Annotated in this window: 20 protein-coding genes; 9 read left to right on the top strand and 11 right to left on the bottom strand. The window is 68.0% G+C overall.

What is annotated here, in order from left to right:
- Positions 1–118 precede the first annotated feature (118 nt).
- From ABLE38_RS11640 to ABLE38_RS11630, 3 genes are read right to left on the bottom strand one after another with little or no spacing between them, the layout of a single operon-like run.
- A complete protein-coding gene (locus ABLE38_RS11640; RefSeq protein WP_348974304.1) occupies positions 119–391 on the bottom strand; it encodes a DUF3297 family protein in 273 nt (90 codons plus the stop codon).
- A 17-nt stretch (positions 392–408) separates the two neighbouring features.
- Entirely contained in the window at positions 409–2,058 is a 1,650-nt protein-coding gene (locus ABLE38_RS11635; protein WP_348974303.1) for an FAD-dependent oxidoreductase, read from the bottom strand.
- 52 nt (positions 2,059–2,110) lie between these two features.
- Positions 2,111–2,479 carry a hypothetical protein gene (locus tag ABLE38_RS11630; protein ID WP_348974302.1) on the bottom strand — a complete coding sequence of 123 codons (369 nt, stop codon included), beginning with the start codon at positions 2,477–2,479 and terminating at the stop codon, positions 2,111–2,113.
- A 142-nt stretch (positions 2,480–2,621) separates the two neighbouring features.
- On the opposite strand from ABLE38_RS11630, the gene ABLE38_RS11625 reads away from it, so the two are divergent.
- A complete protein-coding gene (locus ABLE38_RS11625) occupies positions 2,622–3,020 on the top strand; it encodes an EVE domain-containing protein (RefSeq protein ID WP_348974301.1) in 399 nt (132 codons plus the stop codon).
- A 225-nt stretch (positions 3,021–3,245) separates the two neighbouring features.
- On the opposite strand, the gene ABLE38_RS11620 is transcribed toward ABLE38_RS11625, so the two are convergent.
- From ABLE38_RS11620 to typA, 3 genes are all read right to left on the bottom strand, one after another.
- Positions 3,246–4,118, bottom strand: a complete 873-nt coding sequence (locus ABLE38_RS11620) for a rhamnogalacturonan acetylesterase (RefSeq protein ID WP_348974300.1) — start codon at positions 4,116–4,118, stop codon at positions 3,246–3,248.
- A gap of 56 nt (positions 4,119–4,174) precedes the next feature.
- Positions 4,175–4,738: a hypothetical protein gene (locus ABLE38_RS11615; protein ID WP_348974299.1), complete on the bottom strand. Its 564-nt coding sequence runs from the start codon at positions 4,736–4,738 to the stop codon at positions 4,175–4,177.
- A 195-nt stretch (positions 4,739–4,933) separates the two neighbouring features.
- Complete coding sequence (typA, locus tag ABLE38_RS11610) at positions 4,934–6,775, bottom strand: translational GTPase TypA (RefSeq protein ID WP_348974298.1); 1,842 nt, start codon at positions 6,773–6,775, stop codon at positions 4,934–4,936.
- Positions 6,776–7,087: 312 nt separating this feature from the next.
- Here typA and ABLE38_RS11605 point away from each other — a divergent pair, with 312 nt between their 5' ends.
- The 4 genes from ABLE38_RS11605 to ABLE38_RS11590 all read left to right on the top strand — a co-directional run bounded on the left by ABLE38_RS11605 (position 7,088) and on the right by ABLE38_RS11590 (position 10,063).
- A complete protein-coding gene (locus ABLE38_RS11605; protein WP_348974297.1) occupies positions 7,088–7,660 on the top strand; it encodes an NAD(P)H-dependent oxidoreductase in 573 nt (190 codons plus the stop codon).
- 35 nt (positions 7,661–7,695) lie between these two features.
- On the top strand, positions 7,696–8,040 hold the full coding sequence (locus tag ABLE38_RS11600; RefSeq protein ID WP_348974296.1) for a hypothetical protein: 345 nt from the start codon (positions 7,696–7,698) through the stop codon (positions 8,038–8,040).
- Between the two features lie 108 nt (positions 8,041–8,148).
- Positions 8,149–9,348, top strand: a complete 1,200-nt coding sequence (locus tag ABLE38_RS11595) for a toxic anion resistance protein (protein ID WP_348974295.1) — start codon at positions 8,149–8,151, stop codon at positions 9,346–9,348.
- 4 nt (positions 9,349–9,352) lie between these two features.
- A complete protein-coding gene (locus tag ABLE38_RS11590) occupies positions 9,353–10,063 on the top strand; it encodes a hypothetical protein (protein ID WP_348974294.1) in 711 nt (236 codons plus the stop codon).
- Here ABLE38_RS11590 and ABLE38_RS11585 read toward each other — a convergent pair.
- Complete coding sequence (locus ABLE38_RS11585; RefSeq protein WP_348974293.1) at positions 10,060–10,482, bottom strand: Rrf2 family transcriptional regulator; 423 nt, start codon at positions 10,480–10,482, stop codon at positions 10,060–10,062. The genes ABLE38_RS11590 and ABLE38_RS11585 overlap by 4 nt on opposite strands.
- An 83-nt stretch (positions 10,483–10,565) precedes the next feature.
- Between ABLE38_RS11585 and ABLE38_RS11580 the strand changes: the two genes are divergently transcribed.
- Positions 10,566–11,369 (top strand): methyltransferase domain-containing protein, encoded by an 804-nt coding sequence (locus ABLE38_RS11580; RefSeq protein WP_348974292.1) that lies wholly within the window; start codon positions 10,566–10,568, stop codon positions 11,367–11,369.
- A 3-nt stretch (positions 11,370–11,372) separates the two neighbouring features.
- On the opposite strand, the gene ABLE38_RS11575 is transcribed toward ABLE38_RS11580, so the two are convergent.
- The 4 genes from ABLE38_RS11575 to ubiA all read right to left on the bottom strand — a co-directional run bounded on the left by ABLE38_RS11575 (position 11,373) and on the right by ubiA (position 15,232).
- Positions 11,373–12,050 carry a PAS domain-containing protein gene (locus ABLE38_RS11575; protein ID WP_348974499.1) on the bottom strand — a complete coding sequence of 226 codons (678 nt, stop codon included), beginning with the start codon at positions 12,048–12,050 and terminating at the stop codon, positions 11,373–11,375.
- A gap of 114 nt (positions 12,051–12,164) precedes the next feature.
- Positions 12,165–12,947: a 3'(2'),5'-bisphosphate nucleotidase CysQ gene (locus ABLE38_RS11570; protein ID WP_348974291.1), complete on the bottom strand. Its 783-nt coding sequence runs from the start codon at positions 12,945–12,947 to the stop codon at positions 12,165–12,167.
- Positions 12,940–14,286, bottom strand: coding sequence for a metallopeptidase TldD-related protein (locus ABLE38_RS11565; RefSeq protein WP_348974290.1), 1,347 nt, complete (start codon positions 14,284–14,286; stop codon positions 12,940–12,942). Before ABLE38_RS11565 ends, ABLE38_RS11570 begins: the two co-directional genes overlap by 8 nt.
- 31 nt (positions 14,287–14,317) lie before the next feature.
- Positions 14,318–15,232 carry a 4-hydroxybenzoate octaprenyltransferase gene (ubiA, locus tag ABLE38_RS11560; RefSeq protein ID WP_348974289.1) on the bottom strand — a complete coding sequence of 305 codons (915 nt, stop codon included), beginning with the start codon at positions 15,230–15,232 and terminating at the stop codon, positions 14,318–14,320.
- Between the two features lie 134 nt (positions 15,233–15,366).
- On the opposite strand from ubiA, the gene ABLE38_RS11555 reads away from it, so the two are divergent.
- The 3 genes from ABLE38_RS11555 (at position 15,367) to ABLE38_RS11545 (ending at position 17,581) form a co-directional block, all read left to right on the top strand.
- Entirely contained in the window at positions 15,367–15,966 is a 600-nt protein-coding gene (locus ABLE38_RS11555) for a hypothetical protein (protein WP_348974288.1), read from the top strand.
- 106 nt (positions 15,967–16,072) lie between these two features.
- A complete protein-coding gene (locus ABLE38_RS11550) occupies positions 16,073–16,798 on the top strand; it encodes a hypothetical protein (RefSeq protein ID WP_348974287.1) in 726 nt (241 codons plus the stop codon).
- Between the two features lie 42 nt (positions 16,799–16,840).
- Positions 16,841–17,581 (top strand): 16S rRNA (uracil(1498)-N(3))-methyltransferase, encoded by a 741-nt coding sequence (locus ABLE38_RS11545; RefSeq protein ID WP_348974286.1) that lies wholly within the window; start codon positions 16,841–16,843, stop codon positions 17,579–17,581.
- Positions 17,582–17,700: the final 119 nt, after the last annotated feature.

The following is a 17,700-nucleotide window of genomic DNA, read 5'->3' as shown; positions in this document are numbered from 1 at the left end:
CAGGCGCGAACTTGCCGCGCCCTAGTCAACGAAACGTTCAACCATCTGGTTGAGCGTCGGCTCACGCATGAAAGCGAGTCAACGGATTCAACGAATCGTTCAACCGGCCGGTTGAAGATCAGCCCTCGCCGCCCTCGTCCGCAGCCCCTTCGGCGGGCCGCTCGAACCAGGCCTCGACCGGGCCGGTGAGCTTGATGGTCAGCGGGTTGCCCTTGCGGTCGACCTTGTTGCCGAGCGCGGCGCGGATCCAGCCTTCGGAAATGCAATATTCCTCGACGTCGCGGCGCTCGACGCCCTTGAAGCGGATGCCGATGCCGCGCTCCAGCAGCTCGCGCTGGAAAAAGGGGCTGTTCTGGTTGACCGACAGGCGGTCGGGAGGCGTATCACTCATGGGCCAGCCCTTTGCCGCTATTGGCGCTGGCTTTCAAGATAACGATGGATCGAGGAGACCACCACCGATCCCTCGCCCACCCCGGAGGCGACGCGCTTGACCGAGCCCGAGCGGACGTCGCCGACCGCGAAGATCCCCGGCTTGGACGAGCAGAAGAAGGTCTCGCCGCTGCCGGTCTTCACGAAGCCGGCAGGATCGAGCTCGAGGCAGTCGTTGAGCCAGTCGGTCGAGGGCACCGCGCCGATCATGACGAACAGCGCGCCCACCTCACGGTCCTGCGCCTCGCCGGTCTTGCGATGCGTCCAGCTGAGCCCGGTCAGGTGCCGGTCCCCTGCCAGCTCGGTCACTTCGGTGAAGGGATGGAGCGTGATCCGGTCGGACGCCTCGATCCGCTCGATCAGGTAGCGCGACATCGTCTCGGCCAGGCCGGGTCCACGCACCAGCATATGGACGTGCCCGGCGCTCTTCGAGAGGAACATCGCCGCCTGCCCCGCCGAATTGCCGCCGCCGACCACCACCACTTCCTGGTTGGCGCACAGTCCCGCTTCCATGGCGGTGGCGGCGTAATAGATGCCGTTGCCCTCCAGCTCGGCATAGCGCGGCAAGTCGAGCTTGCGGTAGCGCGCACCGGTGGCGACCACCACCGAGCGCGCCTGGACCTTGGTCCCGTCGTCGAGCTCGACGGTGAACGGCACCTGGCTGCAGTCGAGCCCCGCCGCCGAGCGCGAGATCAGCAGCCGCGCCCCGAATTTCTGCGCCTGCACCTGCGCCCGCCCGGCCAGCGCCTGGCCCGAGATGCCGGTGGGGAAGCCCAGGTAATTCTCGATCTTGGAGCTGGTCCCCGCCTGCCCGCCCGGCGCGATCGATTCGATGACGATGGTGTCGAGCCCCTCGGACGCCGCATAGACCGCCGAAGCCAGTCCCGCCGGCCCGCCGCCGACCACCGCGACATCATGGACATGGCTCTGGTCCAATTCGACGGTGAGGCCGAGCGCATCGGCGACCTGGCCGTTGCTCGGGCTGCGCAGCGCCTGGCCGCGTACCACCACCACCGGCAGGTCGGCCGGGGTCAGGTGGAAGCATTCGAGGAAGCCGCCGGCATCCACCTCCGCCTCGGTGTCGATGCGGCGATGCGGTACGCCGTTGCGGCGCAGGAAGGTCTCGATGCGGGCGGTGTCGGCGCCGTGGCCCGGGCCGATCAGGGCGATCCCCGCCTCGCCGTGGAGCATCATCCCCACCCGGCGCAGGATGAAGGCGCGCATCACCACTTCGCCGATGTCGGGCTCGGCGGCGATCAGCCGGCGGAACTCGGTGCGGCCCACCCGGACGACGCGCGTGCCGGGACGGGCGCGGGCGGTGACCAGGATCTTGCGGTCGTTGAACAGGTCGAGCTCGCCGGTGAACTGGCGCGGCCCGTGGAGGTGGACCATGCATTCCTGGCCCTTGGCGTCGATGTCGAGCACTTCGACGGCACCGTCGAGGATCAGAAAGAAGTCGACGCTGCGGTCGCCCCGCTCGAACAGCGCGCCGCCCTCGGGCAGATCCTCGATGCTGCCGAACGCCGAGACGCGCTCGGCCATGTCGTCCGAAAGCTCGGGGAAGGTCTGCGCCTCCCGACGATAGGGGTCGGAAGGATCGGAAGGCTGGAGGCGCGAATCATGTCCCATGCGCCCAGCCTATCAAGGGGGCGGCCTGAGGCCACCCCCTCGAAGGAGTTAGTTAGCGGCAGTAGCGGACGAGCACGCGGTGGCCGACATAGGGGTCGTACACCCGGCGGGTCTCGCAATAACCGCGATAGGCACGATAGTCGTTGCGGTAGTAATAGCCGTCGGTCGGGTAGTAGCCATGCTGACGGTAATAGCCGCGGTCATAGTCGTAGCGGCGATCGTTGCCGGCGATCGCGGCACCGATGGCGAGGCCGGCGATGCCCGCCACCACGGCGGTGCCGGTGTTGTCGCGGCCACGATAATGGTCATAATGGCCATAGCCGCCACGATAGCGCTGTGCCTCGGCAGCCGGAGCGGCGGCGGTGAGCACGGTGGCACCCATCACGGCGCCGAGCAGGGCTTTCTTCGCAAAATTGGTCATCACTTTCCTCCTCACTTGCTGGCGCCCGGCGGCCGTCCGAGGAGGACGTGTCGTGACGCTGAGGTTGGGGGGATAACGCGCGGCGGCTGAACTGGTTCGGAATCGGTTGTTAAGCGGGGGTTTAGACGGTTAATGACCCGCCATGCGCTACTGGCTCCTCCGCTCCGAACCCGATGTCTATGGCTGGGACGACCTGATCAAGGAGGGCGCCACCGAGTGGAACGGCGTGCGCAACTACACCGCGCGCAATTTCCTCAAGGAGATGCAGCCGGGCGACCAGGCACTGTTCTATCATTCGAACACCGAAAAGGCCGCGGTCGGGATCATGGAGATCACCCGCGCCTGGCAGCCCGACGGCGACGACGGCAAATGGGCCAGCGTCGCGGTCAAGCCGGTGCGCAAGCTCGCCAAGCCGGTGACGCTCGAGACGCTCAAGACCGAGCCGCGCCTCGCCAAGCTTGAAGTGCTGCGCCAGTCTCGGCTCTCGGTCACGCCGGTGCGCGACGACGAATGGGCGGTGATCCTCGAGCTGGGCAGCTAGGCCGGCTCCAACAACGCGTCGCGCGGCGACTCGCCAAAGTCTTCAAAGTTCACGCCAAGGACGGGTTTTCGCGCGCCTTAGGTTGACACAATTCCCGGCAAGGCGCCGCATTCCGCAACATCCTTGCGGGCGGTTGATCCTATCTTTCCTACATCGCAAAGAGCGGCCGGACGAGACGCCCCGCCGCCCGAGCCAAGCAGGCAAAATCCTACATTGCAAGGCCGCTCACGGCACCAGCAGCGGCCGCATCTTCGGCACCGCGATCGCCAGTTCGTCGGCCACCATCTTCGAGAAGAAATCGGCGCCGACGGGGCCAAGATGGGTATAGTCGAACGCGAGCTTGGCATCGCCGAGCGGCTCGACCGCGGCGTTGTTCTGCGGGGCGGTTGCCGCCGGGGCAGCGGCGGTCGGGTTGGCGATCGTCGTGCCGGTGAGCGCCGCCGCGGAGACTTCGCGGGCCGGCGGCACCTGGGCAAAGCGGTTGGCGATCGACGGGCCGAGCGCCTCGACTGCATCGGCGCTGCGCTTGTTGAGGTCGACCAGCGGCACCTGCAGCTCCGCCGCGACCTTGCGGATCGCCTCGGCCCAGGCATCGAGGTCGCGGTCGAGCTTGCCCGCCTTGAACTGGCGGCGGGTGAGCGGGGTGAGCAAGACCGGCTCGGCACCCGCGGCACGGGCTTCCTGGACATAGCGCCGCAGGTTTGCAGGAAACTCGGTGGCGAGGTCGGTCGAGCGGCCCGGCTTGCCCGGCTGGTCGTTGTGGCCGAACTGGATGAGGACGTAGGTCTTCACGAAGCCCGGCGTCTTCATCTCGGCCAGCGCCAGGTCCCAGCTGCCCTCGGCCCGGTAGCTATAGGTGCTGCGGCCGCCGCGGGCGAGGTTCACGCAGGCGGCAAACGAGGTCACATGAGTGGCGCAGAAGCTGCCACCCCAGCCCGACAGCACCTGGGTGGTCGAATCGCCGACCAGGATGATCTTCGACGCCTTGATCGGCACCGCCGGCGGGCGATCCTGCGGATTGGCCTGCGGCGCGGTCTGTGCCTGGGCTGCCCCGAGCGACAGCACCATCGCCAGCCCTCCAATCATCGCCTTGCGCATCCGACCCTCCCGATATTGTTTGAACGGATGCTAGATGACACCGGTGCCAATGACAATCAGGGGAGCGGGACGCGGACCTCCAGGTCGCGCAGCCGCACCGGCTCCGGCGGCGGCAGGTCGTCCAGCGCGATGGCGACGCGGCCGCTCTTGTCGGGCTTCTTCTTGAACGCGCGCCCGACGCCGTGGATCGCATCGCCGACCAGCTTGACCGGATTGGTCGCCTCGCCCGGCTCCTCGCAGCAGCTGTTCGGATCGGCCAGCATGCCGACGCCGCGGATCAGCGCGGTGCCCATGCCGAGGATGTTGATGCCGGTGGTGCAGCCTTCGGAACGGGTCGCGCACGGCGCGACCGAGGCATTGAGCGCGCCGATGCCGCTGACATCCGGGTTGCTCGGCATCGGCCGGTCGGGCGGCCCGCGCTCGTCCGGCAGCGGCAGGCGGGGGACCGACTCGGCGCCCTGGCCGCACACCACGATATCCTCGGGCTTGCGCGGCGGGCCGCTGGCGCAGGGATCGTTGAGGATCGACCAGCTCTGCTTGCCGTCCGCGGCCTGCCGGGGCGCGTTCTGCGTGCCCGGCGCATCCTGCGCGGCGATCAGGGCCAGCACCATCAACAGCATAAAAAACTCCGCCCGATCCCCTGGGGACCGGGCGGAGCTAATCACAGATCGCAGCCTGTAGGAAAGGCCCAGACCGAGAATCTTCCCTTCGTCACCCCGGCCTTGCGCCGGGGTCCGCCATCCTGCCCTTCCGAAGAAGAAGCGGGATCCCGGCGCAAGGCCGGGATGACGGGGAATTATATCGGTCCGAAGGCCTTATGCCGCGGCCTTGGCGCGCGAGGCCTTCTTGCGCTCGTGCGGATCGAGGTGGCGCTTGCGCAGGCGGATCTTGGTCGGCGTGACTTCGACCATCTCGTCGTCGTCGATATAGGCGATCGCCTGCTCGAGCGTCATCTTCTTCGGCGGGGTGAGGCGGACGGCGTCGTCCTTGCCGCCCGAGGCGCGGAAGTTGGTGAGCTGCTTCGCCTTCATCGGATTGACCTCGAGGTCATCCGTCTTCGCGTTCTCGCCGACGATCATGCCCTCGTAGAGCGCCTCGCCGTGCCCGACGAACAGGATGCCGCGCTCCTCGAGCGGGCCAAGGGCGTAGCTCTGGGCCTCGCCATTGCCGTTCGAGATCAGCACGCCGTTCTTGCGGCCTTCGATATTGCCCTTGTGGGGGCCGTACTTCTCGAACAGCCGGTTCATGATGCCGGTGCCGCGGGTGTCCGACAGGAACTCGCCATGATAGCCGATCAGGCCACGCGACGGCGCCGAGAAGGTGATACGGGTCTTGCCGCCACCCGAGGGACGCATGTCCGTCATCTCGCCCTTGCGCTGGTTCATCTTGTCGACGACCGTGCCCGAGAATTCCTCGTCCACGTCGATCACGACGGTCTCGTACGGCTCGGTCTTCTTGCCGTTCTCGTCCTCACGGAACAGCACGCGCGGACGGCTGATGCCGAGCTCGAAGCCCTCGCGGCGCATCGTCTCGATCAGCACGCCGAGCTGGAGCTCGCCGCGCCCGGCGACTTCGAACGAGTCCTTGTCCTCGCTCTCGGTGACCTTGATCGCGACGTTCGACTCGGCTTCGCGCTCGAGACGGTCGCGGATCATGCGGCTGGTGACCTTGCTGCCCTCGCGGCCCGCCATCGGCGAATCGTTGACGGCGAAGCGCATCGACAGCGTCGGCGGATCGATCGGCTGCGCCTGGATCGCCTCGGTCACCGAGGTATCGGCGATCGTGTTCGACACGGTGGCGACGGCGAGGCCGGCGAGGCTGATGATGTCGCCTGCCTGCGCCTGATCGACCGGCACGCGATCGAGGCCGCGGAACGACAGGATCTTGGAGGCGCGGCCGGTCTCGATGACCTTGCCCGACATGTCGAGCGCGTGGATCGGCTGGTTGACCTTGACCGAGCCCGAGGTGACGCGGCCGGTGAGGATGCGGCCGAGGAAGTTGTCGCGGTCGAGCAGCGTCACCAGGAAGGTGAAGGGCGCATCGACTTCGAGCGCCGGCGGCGGCACGTGATCGACGATCTTCTGGAACAGCGGCTTGAGCGTGCCTTCGCGCAGCGACGGATCCTCATTGGCATAGCCGTTGCGGCCCGAGGCGTAGAGCACCGGGAAATCGAGCTGCTCATCGGTCGCGTCGAGCGACACGAACAGGTCGAACACCTCGTCGAGCACTTCCTGGATGCGCTCGTCCGGACGGTCGACCTTGTTGACGACCACGATCGGGCGCAGGCCGAGCTTGAGCGCCTTGCCGGTGACGAACTTGGTCTGCGGCATCGCGCCTTCCGACGAATCGACGAGCAGGATCACGCCGTCGACCATCGAGAGGATGCGCTCCACCTCGCCGCCGAAATCGGCGTGGCCGGGGGTATCGACGATGTTGATGCGGATCGACTCGCTGGCGCCGTCCGGGGTCCAGTCGACCGAGGTCGGCTTCGCCAGGATGGTGATGCCGCGCTCCTTTTCGAGGTCGTTCGAATCCATCGCACGCTCTTCGACGCGCTGGTTGTCGCGGAAGGTGCCGGACTGACGGAAGAGCTGGTCGACGAGCGTGGTCTTGCCGTGGTCGACGTGCGCGATGATCGCCACGTTGCGGAGGTTCATGATGCTATCCTGGAAGTAAGTTGGCGGGCCCGTACAGCAATTTGTGCGTTGCGGGAAGCCCGGTGATTCGCCGCGCGCCGCGAGGCGGCCCACCGCGAAAATGTTGAATCTCTTGACTCTCCATCGCCCGCAGGAGCCGGAAAGTCACAAAAGCCGCGACATTCACGCGCGAGGCCGTTCCCCGGAAGATGGGCATGCGGCGCGGCGCCGGCAAGACCAGCCAAATGGGCGATTGGAGCAAGTTCGCGCATCGGCCATTCTGAACCACAAATGCGCCGTGTAGGACAGCGCAAACGACATGAAGGGAAGAACATGGCCGAACCGCTGAAGATCCTCGTCATCCTGGGCAGCGTGCGCGAGGGGCGGATGGCGGAGCCGGTCGGCAATTGGGTGATCGAGGGGGCAGCGGCGCGCGACGGGCTCGCGTGCGAGCTGGTCGACCTGAAGGAGTGGGACCTGCCCTTCTACCCCTTTCCCAAGCCGCCGGCGGCGGGCGGCTATACCGATCCGCTTCAGCTGCGCTGGGCCGAGAGGGTGAAGAGCGCGGACGGCTACATCCTGATCTGCCCCGAATATAATCACGGCATCCCGGCAGTGCTCAAGAACGCGCTCGACTTCGTCTATGCCGAATGGAACCGCAAGCCGGTGGCCTTTGTCGGCTATGGCGGCAATGGCGGGGCACGATCGATCGAACAGCTGACGATGGTGGCGCGCGAGCTGCAGATGGCGCCGCTCGAGGCCTCGGTGCACATCATGGGGGTGTGGGAAAAGGCGAAGAGCGGCAGCTTCGAGCCCGACGCCAAGGACACGCGCTGGATCGGGCATCTCTATGACGAGCTGACCTGGTGGGGGAACGCGCTGAAGAACGCGCGCGACGCGGGCTGAACCGCCGCGCTATGCTGCCTGCAAAGGAGATGCAGATGAACAAGTTTGGGGTGCTGGCATTGGTACTGCTCGCCGGCTGCTCGGCCAAGACCGAGAAGCAGCAGGTGAGCCTGGTGCTCGATGCCGATTTCGCCAGCGGCAAGCTGATACTCACCTGCCGCGATTCGAGCAGCGGCACCTGCCATGTGCTGGTCGCCGGCAGCGGCCAGCCGGTGCGGATCTCGGCGCCCAAGGGCGGTACCGGCGAAGCGACGGGCGCGGCGGACGGCGCGCAATATTGCGTGGGATCGAGCGCGCCGGAAAGCGGCTGCCAGCTCCATCCGCTGAAGCAGGGCGAGCAGATCTTCCGCGCGAGCGAAGTGAAGACCCAAAGCCGCTGACCAGGCGCCCCCTTGGCGGGGCGGCGTAGGTGTATTACATAAACGACACAGTTGGTTTGCCGTCCCGATGCCCCTATGCTGGGCGCGAACGGCTTTGGAGACGTGAGAATGGCGAGCGAACCCGTGGTTGCCGAACAGGATCTGGTGCTGACCCCGCCCGAACCGGTGAAGGTCGTGGCGCCCGAAAAGGCGGCCGGGCTGGTGCCGGTGGACGACACGAAGAAGACCGAGCTGGAAGCGCGGGTCGACAGCTTCATCGACGACCTCGTCGCGCAGGACGTCAACAGCCCTGAGTTCGGCAAGCGCGTCGATGCGATCGCGGCGATGGGGCAGAAGGAGATCCGCGACGCCGCGGGCCAGTCCAACCGCTTCCTCGACCGGCCGGTCAAGGCGATGGGCAATGACGGCGTCGGCGCCGACCTGCTCGCGCTGCGCAAGAAGGTGGAGGAGCTCGATCCCAGCCAGAACGGCAAGCTGATCGGCGGGAACCAGGGCTTCCTCTCGAAGCTGTTCGGCGGCGGGATGACGCAGTATTTCCGCAAGTACCAATCATCGCAGACGCACATCAACGGCATCCTCAAATCCTTGAGCAACGGCAAGGACGAGCTGCTGATGGACAATGCCGCGATCGATACCGAGCGGACCAATTTGTGGGCCGCGATGGGGCGGCTCGAGCAGATGATCTATCTGTCCAAGGCGATGGACGCGAAGATCGAGGACAAGGCCAACGAGCTCGACCATAGCGACCCGGCCAAGGCCAAGGCGCTGCGCGAGACCGCGCTCTTCTATGTCCGCCAGCGCACCCAGGATTTGCTCACCCAGATGGCGGTGACGGTGCAGGGCTATCTGGCGCTCGACCTGGTCAAGAAGAACAATGTCGAGCTGGTGAAGGGCGTCGACCGCGCGTCCACGACGACCGTTTCGGCGCTGCGCACCGCGGTGACCGTGGCGCAGGCGCTGACCAACCAGAAGCTGGTGCTCGACCAGATCACCGCGCTCAACTCGACCACCGCCGGGCTGATCGATTCGACCGGCGCGCTGCTCAAGAGCCAGTCGGCGGCGATCCACGAGCAGGCGGCGAACTCGACGATCCCGGTGGAGACGCTGCAGCGCGCATTCCAGAACATCTATGACACGATGGATGCGATCGACACGTTCAAGATGAAGGCGCTCGACAGCATGAAGACCACGGTCAACACGCTGTCGAACGAAGTCGAGAAGTCGAAGGGCTATATCGCGCGGGCCGAGGGCGCGGCGCAGAACCAGGTCTCGGGCGGGGCGGAGACGTTCAAGCTGGAGGCGATGTAGGCCGATGCCCACCGATGTCGATCGGGTAAGCCAGCGCGCGGCCGACGTGCTCGAGCGGTCGCGCGCGCGCACCGACCTCGCCGTGTCGGGCCGCAGCCGCCAGCACAAGGAAGCCGAAGTGGTCCGCCGGATCGGGCGGATCGCCGCGGCGGACGGGGTGATCCTCATCGGCGCGATCGTCTTCGCGCTGGCGGTGGCGCCGCTCGGGATGATGGGCGCGATGCTGGTCGCGCTGCTGCTGGTCGCCGCGACCCTGGTGTTCGCGGTGATGCCGGCGAGCGCGCCGGTGAATGTCGAGAAGCTCGCCGAGATCCCGCTCAAGGCACTGCCGCGCAGCACCGAGCGCTGGCTCGAGACGCAGCGCCCCGCCCTGCCCGCGCCGGTGCGCGGGCTGGTCGATTCGATCGGAGTGAAGCTCGAGACGCTGAGCCCGCAGCTGGCGGCGCTCGACGAGAACAGCCCGGCGGCGGTGGAAGTGCGCAAGCTGGTCGGCGAGCAGCTGCCCGAGCTGGTCAAGGGCTATGCCCGCGTCCCCGAGCCGCTGCGGCGGGTGGAGCGCAACGGGCTGACCCCGGACCAGCAGCTGGCGCAGGGGCTGCAGCTGATCGACGACGAGATCGCCGAGATGACCGCGCAGCTGGCGCAGGGCGACCTCGACGCGCTGGCGACGCGCGGGCGCTATCTGCAGATCCGCTACCAGGGCGACGAGGGCTAGGCGCAGCGCGCGTCGAAGCGGCGGGCGAGCTCGGCCAGGCTGACCGTGCCGAGCCGGGCGAGCAATAGCGCCTCCGCTTCGCGCAGGGCATCCTCCAGCGCTTCATTGACCGCCGCCTCGACCGCGCAGGCCGGGCTGGCGTGCTCATTGCCGATCGCGAACAGGCTCGGGCCGCCCACCGCGCGGTGGATATCCAGCAGCGACACCTGCTCCAGATCGGCGGCGATCGCCCAGCCCCCGCCATGGCCCTTTTCCGAGCGGACATAGCCGGCGTCGCGCAGCCCGGCCATCGTCCGGCGGACGACGACCGGGTTGGTCTGGAGCATCGCCCCGATATGCTCGGAGGTCATCGGCCCGTCGTGCCGTGCCATGTGGAGCAGCACGTGGAGCATGCGGGAGAGGCGGCTGTCCTTGCGCATGCTGGAACTCCTCGGGCAGACAAGCGCGATTGGCAAGCGGCGCATTTCACGATACTTATGATGTTACATGATTCGTGAAAGGCATGCCAGTGACCGAGAACAAGCACGAGATCCCCGGCCATTGGGATGACGCCGCCGCCACCTACGAGGCGACCGCCCATCCCTTCACGTCGCGCTTCGCCGAGGATGCGCTGGCCCGCGTGACGCTGACCCCGGCAATGCGCGTGCTCGACGTCGCCGCCGGGACCGGTGCGCTGGCGCTGGCCGCGGCCCGCAGCGGCGCGCAGGTGCTGGCGACCGACTTCTCGGCCGGCATGGTCGCGAGGATCGCGGCGGCGGGGCTGGCGAATGTCGAGGCCAGGGTGATGGACGGGCAGGCGCTCGACCTGCCCGATGCCTCCTTCGATGCCGTCTTCTCGGTGTTCGGCGTCATCCTGTTCCCCGACTGGCGCAAGGGCCTGGTGGAGATGGCGCGGGTGACCCGGCCCGGCGGGCTGGGCGTGCTCGCCACCTGGCAGAGCGAAGGCGCGGCGACCTTCCTGCTGCTCTCGCAGATCCGGCGGCGGCTGTTTCCCAAGCTCGACGGCAAGAACAAGCTGCCCGAAGGCGCGGTGGCGCTGGGCGATCCCGAATGGCTGGCGGCGGCGCTGGTCGATGCGGGCTTTCGCGATCCGGCCATCGACGCGGTGACGCATGACTTCGAGCTGCGGGTCGAGGCGCTCGACCGACCCGAGACCCTGTTCGGGATGAGCCAGGACTGGGTGGCGCTTTCCGCGGCGCAGCAGGCGGCGGTGGTGGAAGAGGTGCGGCGGATGGCCGGGGATCGGGCAATCCTGCCGATCCCGTCGACTGCACTGATAGCGGTGGCCGAGCGCCAGGCGCGGTAGCGCTCAGATGGCTTCGGTGCGCTTTACGGCCTCGAGCAGCGCAATCACCTTGTCGCGGCCGCACGGGGTGAGCCCGAGCATGAAGCGCCGCTTGTCGAACGGATCGGCGACCCGCGCGACCAGGCCCCGCTCCTCGAGCAGCGCGAGGTGGCGAAGCGCGGTGGACGGCGGCACATGGCTCGCCAGGCAAGCGCTCGACACATAGACGTCGCGGCTCATATGCTCGCTGACGAACAGGTCGATCAGGATATCGGCGGCGACTTCACTGAAGATGTCCTCTCCGAAGCGGATGCAGCGCAGCTCGCGGCGCTTGAGCATCCGTTTGGCGACGCCGACCAGCGCGCGCTCGCCCTCCTCCGGCGGCTCGATCAGCTCGACCGTCGCCAGATACACGGTGCCGCCGGCCCCGTTGCTGGTGCACGAGACATGGTTGCGCACCCAGCAGACCGAGCCATCGGCGCGGACATAGCGCTTCACGATGACGAAAGGCTCGCGATATAGCTGCAGATTCTCGATGTGGCGCGCGTTCGTGACGCGATCTTCTTCGTGGGTTAACTGCAGAATGTTGAAGGCGCGAAGTTCTTCCTCGTCGCGCTGAACAGCGTCAGTGAAGCGCGCATCGGCTTCCAATATCTGAAGCTCGAGATTGGTAATGCACTGCGCGATGAACGCGCCCGTCACGCTCGCCAACTCCACACCCCCCTTGCCGCCTTTAGCGGGTTGGATCGATCTTCTTGAGGATCTTGATCCAATAGTCAGGATGCGCCGTTTGGCGCAGATTGCAACTGATGTATGTTAGGTTTTGACGCCCGTTTCGGCACGGTCGCGGAGCCGCTCGACGGCGGCGGCGTGGATGCCCGGTGCGCTGGCGAGGACGCCGAAGGCCTGGCCGCTCGGCGTGTTGAAGGCGAGCGGATGGCCGAGCGCGTCGGTGATCGCCGCCCCGGCCTCGCGCCCGAGCAGCACCGCGGCGGCGACATCCCATTCATTGCCCCAGCGGATCGTGGCGACCAGATCGGCCTCGCCCGCCGCGACCATCGCGATGCGCAACGCGATCGAATTGGGCCTGTCGACCATGGTCAGGTCCTGATCGACCTTGGGCAGCTGGTCGGCGGGCACGCGCGCGCCGGCGAGCCGGTCGCGCGGCGTGACCGCGAGCCGCACGCCGTTGCGATAGGCGCCCTTGCCCGCCTCGGCGATCCAGGCCTCGCCGCGGGCCGGCGAATCGAGCACGCCGATCACCGGCCGGCCATCCTCGACCAGCGCGACCGAGACTGCCCAGCCGGGACGGTGGCGGAGATAGTCGCGGGTGCCGTCGATCGGATCGACCACCCAGATCCGCCGCGCGGACAGGCGATCGCGATTGTCGGCGGTCTCCTCGGACAGCCAGCCGGCATCGGGGAGCAGCGCCTCGAGCCGCTGGCGGAGCAGCGCGTCGAGCTCGAGATCGACATCGCAGACCGGGCTGCCCGGGACCTTCTCCCAGCGCCTGAACTCGGTTTCCCACCGCGCCATGGCGAGGCGGCCCGCCTCGGCGGCGATCGCCGCGACCCGGGAGGCGAGGCCCGCTTCAGGCACCGGCGATCGTCATCCCGTCGATACGGATCGTCGGCGCGTTGATCCCGTAGCGGAACTCGAGGTCGCTCGCCGGGGTCAGGTTGAGGAACATGTCCTTGAGGTTCGAGGCGATGGTGATCTCCGAGACCGGGCGGGTGATCTCGCCCTTCTCGATCAGGAAGCCGGCGGCGCCGCGGCTGTAATCGCCGGTCACGCCGTTGACGCCCTGGCCGATCAGCTCGGTGACGAGGATGCCGTATTCGATCTCGCCGACCAGCGTCTCGGCAGGGATGTGCCCCGCTTCCATGAACAGGTTGGACGGCGCGACGCCGGGCGCGCCGCCGATGCCGCGCGCGGCATGGCCGGTCGGCTCGAGCCCCAATTGGCGGGCCGAGGCACTGTCGAGCAGCCAGGTCTCGAGCATGCCGGCATCGACCAGGGTGACCGGCTGGACCGGCAGCCCCTCGCCATCGAACGGACGCGAGCGCAGGCCGCGCGGGCGGTGCGGATCGTCGCAGATGCTCACGCCCCGGGCGAACACCTGCTTGCCGAGCGAATCGAGCAGGAAGCTGGTCTTGCGGGTGATCGCGGCGCCGCCGATCGCGCCGAGGAAATGGCCGATCAGCCCGGCCGAGACGCGGCGATCGAACACCACCGGCATCGCGCCGCTGGGGATCTTCGCCGGATCGAGCCGCGCCACCGCACGCTCGCCGGCGAGGCGGCCGATCGCGTCCGGCGCTTCGAGCGCGGAGGCGTGGCGAGCGGAGTGGTGCGCGTAGTCGCGCTCCATGCCGCCGCCGCTGCCGGCGAGGACGCTGGCCGAGATGCCGTGGCTGGTCTGCGCATAGCCGCCGGTGAAGCCGTGCGAGGTGGCGAGCGTCATCACCGAGCGCGAGGCGCCGGCGCTGGCGCCCTCGCTGTTGGTGACGCCGGCGACGCCGCGCGCCGCTTCCTCGGCGACCAGCGCCAGCGCCTTGAGGCTGGCGGGATCGACATGGGCGCCGTCGTCGAGGTCGAGCATCGGCGGCTGGCCGTGGAGCAGGCGCTCCTGCGGCGCGAGGCCGGCCCATTTGTCCTCGGGCGCCTCGCGCGCCATCGCGACGGCACGCTCGACGAGCATGTCGAGCGCGGCGCTGCTCAGGTCCGAGGTGGAGACGCTGGCCGAGCGGCTGCCGACGAACACGCGCAGGCCGAGCTCCTCGCTCTCCGAACGCTCGACATCCTCGAGCGCGCCCATGCGGACCGAGACCGATTGCGAGCTGTCGGCGGCGAACACGGCATCGGCGGCGTCGGCGCCGGCGGCGCGGGCGCGCGAGACGATATCGGCGGCGCGGTCACAGGCTTCGGAAATGGTCAGCATCGCGCCGACTTAGGTATGCGGACGCGCCACGTCAAAGCGTCTGGCCGACAACGAAGCACGCGGCGAACATCAGCAGCCCGGCATTGCGGTTCGAGCGGAAGCGGGCAAGCGCGCTGGCGCCGTCGCGCGGATCGAGCGTGGCGACCTGCCAGAGCAGGTGGAGCGCCATCGGCACGAGCGCGGCCAGCGCGAGCGGATCGGGGCGGAGCTGCCAGATCGCCGCCGCCCAGCAGCCGAGCGCGGCAAGGTAGAAGAGCGCGACGCCGCCGCGGACATGGCCGCCCATCGCCCGGGCCGAGGAGCGGACGCCGACCAGCGCATCGTCCTCGATATCCTGGACGGCGTAGATCGTGTCATAGCCGATCACCCAGGCGATGCAGCCGGCATAGAGCAAGGCGAGCGGGAGCAGCGGCTGGCTGCCGATCTCGATCCAACCAACCAACGCCGCCCAGGAGAAGACCAGCCCGAGCCAGGCCTGGGGCCACCAGGTGATCCGCTTCATGAAGGGATAGGCGGCGACCGGCGCGATGCTGGCGAGCGCGACCAGCCGCGCCGGCCAGTGGAGCTGGAACCAGACCAGCAGCCCGATGAGGCAGAGCGCGGCGAGCCAGAGCGCGGCGCTCTTCACCGAGACCGCGCCGCTCGCCACCGGGCGGCTACGGGTACGCGCCACCTGCCGGTCGAGGTCGCGATCGACGACGTCGTTATAGACGCAGCCCGCGCCGCGCATCGCGATGGCACCGAGCAGCAGCCACAGGACCAGATCCCAGCGCGCCACCGCACCCCCCGACAGCGCGACGGCCCAGGCGCCGGGCCAGAACAGCAGCCACCAGCCGATCGGGCGATCGAAGCGCGCGAGCAGCGCATAGGGTCGTGCGGCGGCGGGAAGCAGGCCCACCAGCCCGCGATGCTCGGTATCGGGTACGATCTGCTGCGCTTCGGCCATGCCCCGTCCTCCCCGCGATGGGAGCGGAAATCAAGCGCCCGCGACGAATCGGAAAATAGCCCGGGCCGATTTGCCAAGGCGCCGGGTTGTCATGCAGGGCGTAGTTGCTAGGGTGGGGAATCGGTGGGGGACACATGCCGATACAGTGGAATAACATTCCGACCGACATATTCGTCTGGGTGATAACTGTCGTCATCGGCGTTTTCGCCGGACGGATCTTGCCATTTGCTGCAAAAAACCTGCTCCGACAGGGCGCGCATCGAACCTGGTTCAGCGTGAAGCGCGAGTGGTATTGTTATTATCTTTCCGTCTGGGAACCGGGCAATCTCCCAAAGGGCGGCAAGCTGGAGATTTACGGGCTCTTTCCCTTCGCGCTTCGCGCCCGAACCAAGGCGCTGACGCAGGAAGGCATCCTGAAGCTCCGCGCATATCCGCAGGGATCGGTACGTATCTCCGGCGAACATCTCTGCGTCCGCATCATCAGCACGGATCCCCATGCGGACATGTCACTGGTGTTCCGCGTGCCTGCCACTTCCTTTTCGTCTGGCCACCTGCTGGGCACCTACGCGACGATAACCGTCGAAGGCGATCCCTGTGCGGGGGCCTGCGTCCTCAGCACGACGCCGCTCAGCAAGACGAAGATCAAATCTGTGCTTTCCGCCTATCATAATGTGCTGGTCGAGCGCTCGAACGCATTCGCGGTCACGTTCGCCGATCCCCACGCGAGCGGCTGACACGCTCGCCGGCGCGCAAAGATCAAGCCCGCAACAATCGGGCATAATTCTGCGACAATCGGGGTGCACGGGCAGCATGGGCACCCCTGCACCCTGGAATCGAACGATGCGCCTTCTTCTCGCCAGCCTGACGCTTGCCGCCTTCGCCACGCCGGCGCTCGCCGACGACACGGTCAATTTCTTCATCAGCCCGATGGGCGAGCCGTTCCGCGGGCCCGATGCGCCCAATATCTGGTTCGACCAGGCCGACAAGAACCATGACGGGGTGCTGACCCAGGACGAGATGGAAGCCGATGCGGCACGCTTCTTCGCGGTGCTCGACCGCGGCAAGGACGGCGAGATCGATCCCGACGACCTGGAATATTACGAGACGGTGATCGCGCCGATGATCCGGGTCGGCAGCTATATGGGCTCGGAGCCCGAATCGACCGAGGGCGATGGCGAGGGCGGCGACGCGCCGGCGCGCAAGGCCGTCTATGTGCCGCAGGGCGCGGCACGCTTCGGCTATTTCGACTATCCCGAGCCGGTGGCGGTAGCCGACACCAACTTCAATCGCGGCGTGGACGCCAAGGAATTCCGCATCGCCGCCGACAAGCGCTTCGCGCTGCTCGACAAGAATGGCGACGGCAAGATCGAGAAGAGCGAGCTGCCCAAGCTGGAGAAGCCGTCGTTCCGGTCGGGCGGCGGCAAGGGTGGTCGCGGCGGCAGTGGCGGTCATCGCGGCGGTGGAGGCGGCGGCCGGCATGGCGGTGGCGGCTTTGGCGGCGGCGGTGGCGGCATGGGCGGTATGGGCCAGGGCGGCGGCGGCATGGATGGCGGCATGGGCGAGTAAAGGCGCGTGACGCGGGCCCGCCGGCGCGGCTAGACGGGCTCCATGCCCGCTACGCCCGCCTGGCCGCCCCAATCCGCCCCGCGCCTGTTCGTCGAGACCGAACTCTCGCCCGGCGAGATCAAGATCGACGGCCCGCAGGCGCATTACCTGATCGCGGTGATGCGGATAAAGCTGGGCGAGGCGGTCAAGCTGTTCGACGACCGCACCGGCGAATGGGCGGGCGTCGCGCGCTCCATCGGCAAGCGCGACCTGATCCTGGAAGTGACCGACCGGCTGCGCGAGCGCGAGGCGGTGCCCGACCTGTGGCTGTGCGCCGCGCCGATCAAGAAGGGGCGGATCGACTGGGTCGTCGAGAAGGCGTGCGAGCTCGGGGTCGACCGGCTGGTGCCGGTGCTGACCCGGCGCGCGGTGGTCGACAAGCTCAACCTCGACCGGCTGCGCGCGCACATGATCGAGGCGGCCGAGCAATGCGGGCGGACCGCGCTGCCGAAGCTCGACGAGATGGTGAAGCTGCCGGCGCTGCTGCGCGACTGGCCGGCGGAGCGCGTGCTGTTCTTCGCCGACGAGACCGGCGGCGTGCCCGCGGTGGAGGCGATGCGCGCGCACCCGGGCCCGGCGGCGATCCTGATCGGGCCCGAGGGCGGATTCGACGACAGCGAGCGCGCGGCGATCAAGGCGCATCCCCAGGCGATCGGCATCGCGCTGGGGCCGCGGATCCTGCGGGCGGAGACGGCGGCCGCGGCGGCGGTGACCTTGTGGATGGGGGCCGCGGGGGATTGGTGATTCCCTAAATCCTCTCCCGGAGGGAGAGGGGGACCACCGCCGAAGGCGGTGGTGGAGAGGGAACGCCACGAGGGGCACCGCCTGCGGCAAGCCCCCTCCACCAGCTTCGCTGGTCCCCC

The organism is Sphingomonas sp. KR3-1, from assembly GCF_040049295.1.
Classification (GTDB): Bacteria; Pseudomonadota; Alphaproteobacteria; order Sphingomonadales; family Sphingomonadaceae; genus Sphingomonas.
This window is presented reverse-complemented; position numbering and strand designations above follow the sequence as displayed.

Coding starts and splice junctions, on each gene's coding strand:
- ABLE38_RS11640 (WP_348974304.1), bottom strand. CDS start 391: ATGAGTGATACGCCTCCCGACCGCCTGTCGGTCAACCAGAACAGCCCC.
- ABLE38_RS11635 (WP_348974303.1), bottom strand. CDS start 2,058: ATGGGACATGATTCGCGCCTCCAGCCTTCCGATCCTTCCGACCCCTAT.
- ABLE38_RS11630 (WP_348974302.1), bottom strand. CDS start 2,479: ATGACCAATTTTGCGAAGAAAGCCCTGCTCGGCGCCGTGATGGGTGCC.
- ABLE38_RS11625 (WP_348974301.1), top strand. CDS start 2,622: ATGCGCTACTGGCTCCTCCGCTCCGAACCCGATGTCTATGGCTGGGAC.
- ABLE38_RS11620 (WP_348974300.1), bottom strand. CDS start 4,118: ATGCGCAAGGCGATGATTGGAGGGCTGGCGATGGTGCTGTCGCTCGGG.
- ABLE38_RS11615 (WP_348974299.1), bottom strand. CDS start 4,738: ATGCTGTTGATGGTGCTGGCCCTGATCGCCGCGCAGGATGCGCCGGGC.
- typA (WP_348974298.1), bottom strand. CDS start 6,775: ATGAACCTCCGCAACGTGGCGATCATCGCGCACGTCGACCACGGCAAG.
- ABLE38_RS11605 (WP_348974297.1), top strand. CDS start 7,088: ATGGCCGAACCGCTGAAGATCCTCGTCATCCTGGGCAGCGTGCGCGAG.
- ABLE38_RS11600 (WP_348974296.1), top strand. CDS start 7,696: ATGAACAAGTTTGGGGTGCTGGCATTGGTACTGCTCGCCGGCTGCTCG.
- ABLE38_RS11595 (WP_348974295.1), top strand. CDS start 8,149: ATGGCGAGCGAACCCGTGGTTGCCGAACAGGATCTGGTGCTGACCCCG.
- ABLE38_RS11590 (WP_348974294.1), top strand. CDS start 9,353: ATGCCCACCGATGTCGATCGGGTAAGCCAGCGCGCGGCCGACGTGCTC.
- ABLE38_RS11585 (WP_348974293.1), bottom strand. CDS start 10,482: ATGCGCAAGGACAGCCGCCTCTCCCGCATGCTCCACGTGCTGCTCCAC.
- ABLE38_RS11580 (WP_348974292.1), top strand. CDS start 10,566: ATGCCAGTGACCGAGAACAAGCACGAGATCCCCGGCCATTGGGATGAC.
- ABLE38_RS11565 (WP_348974290.1), bottom strand. CDS start 14,286: ATGCTGACCATTTCCGAAGCCTGTGACCGCGCCGCCGATATCGTCTCG.
- ubiA (WP_348974289.1), bottom strand. CDS start 15,232: ATGGCCGAAGCGCAGCAGATCGTACCCGATACCGAGCATCGCGGGCTG.
- ABLE38_RS11555 (WP_348974288.1), top strand. CDS start 15,367: ATGCCGATACAGTGGAATAACATTCCGACCGACATATTCGTCTGGGTG.
- ABLE38_RS11550 (WP_348974287.1), top strand. CDS start 16,073: ATGCGCCTTCTTCTCGCCAGCCTGACGCTTGCCGCCTTCGCCACGCCG.
- ABLE38_RS11545 (WP_348974286.1), top strand. CDS start 16,841: ATGCCCGCTACGCCCGCCTGGCCGCCCCAATCCGCCCCGCGCCTGTTC.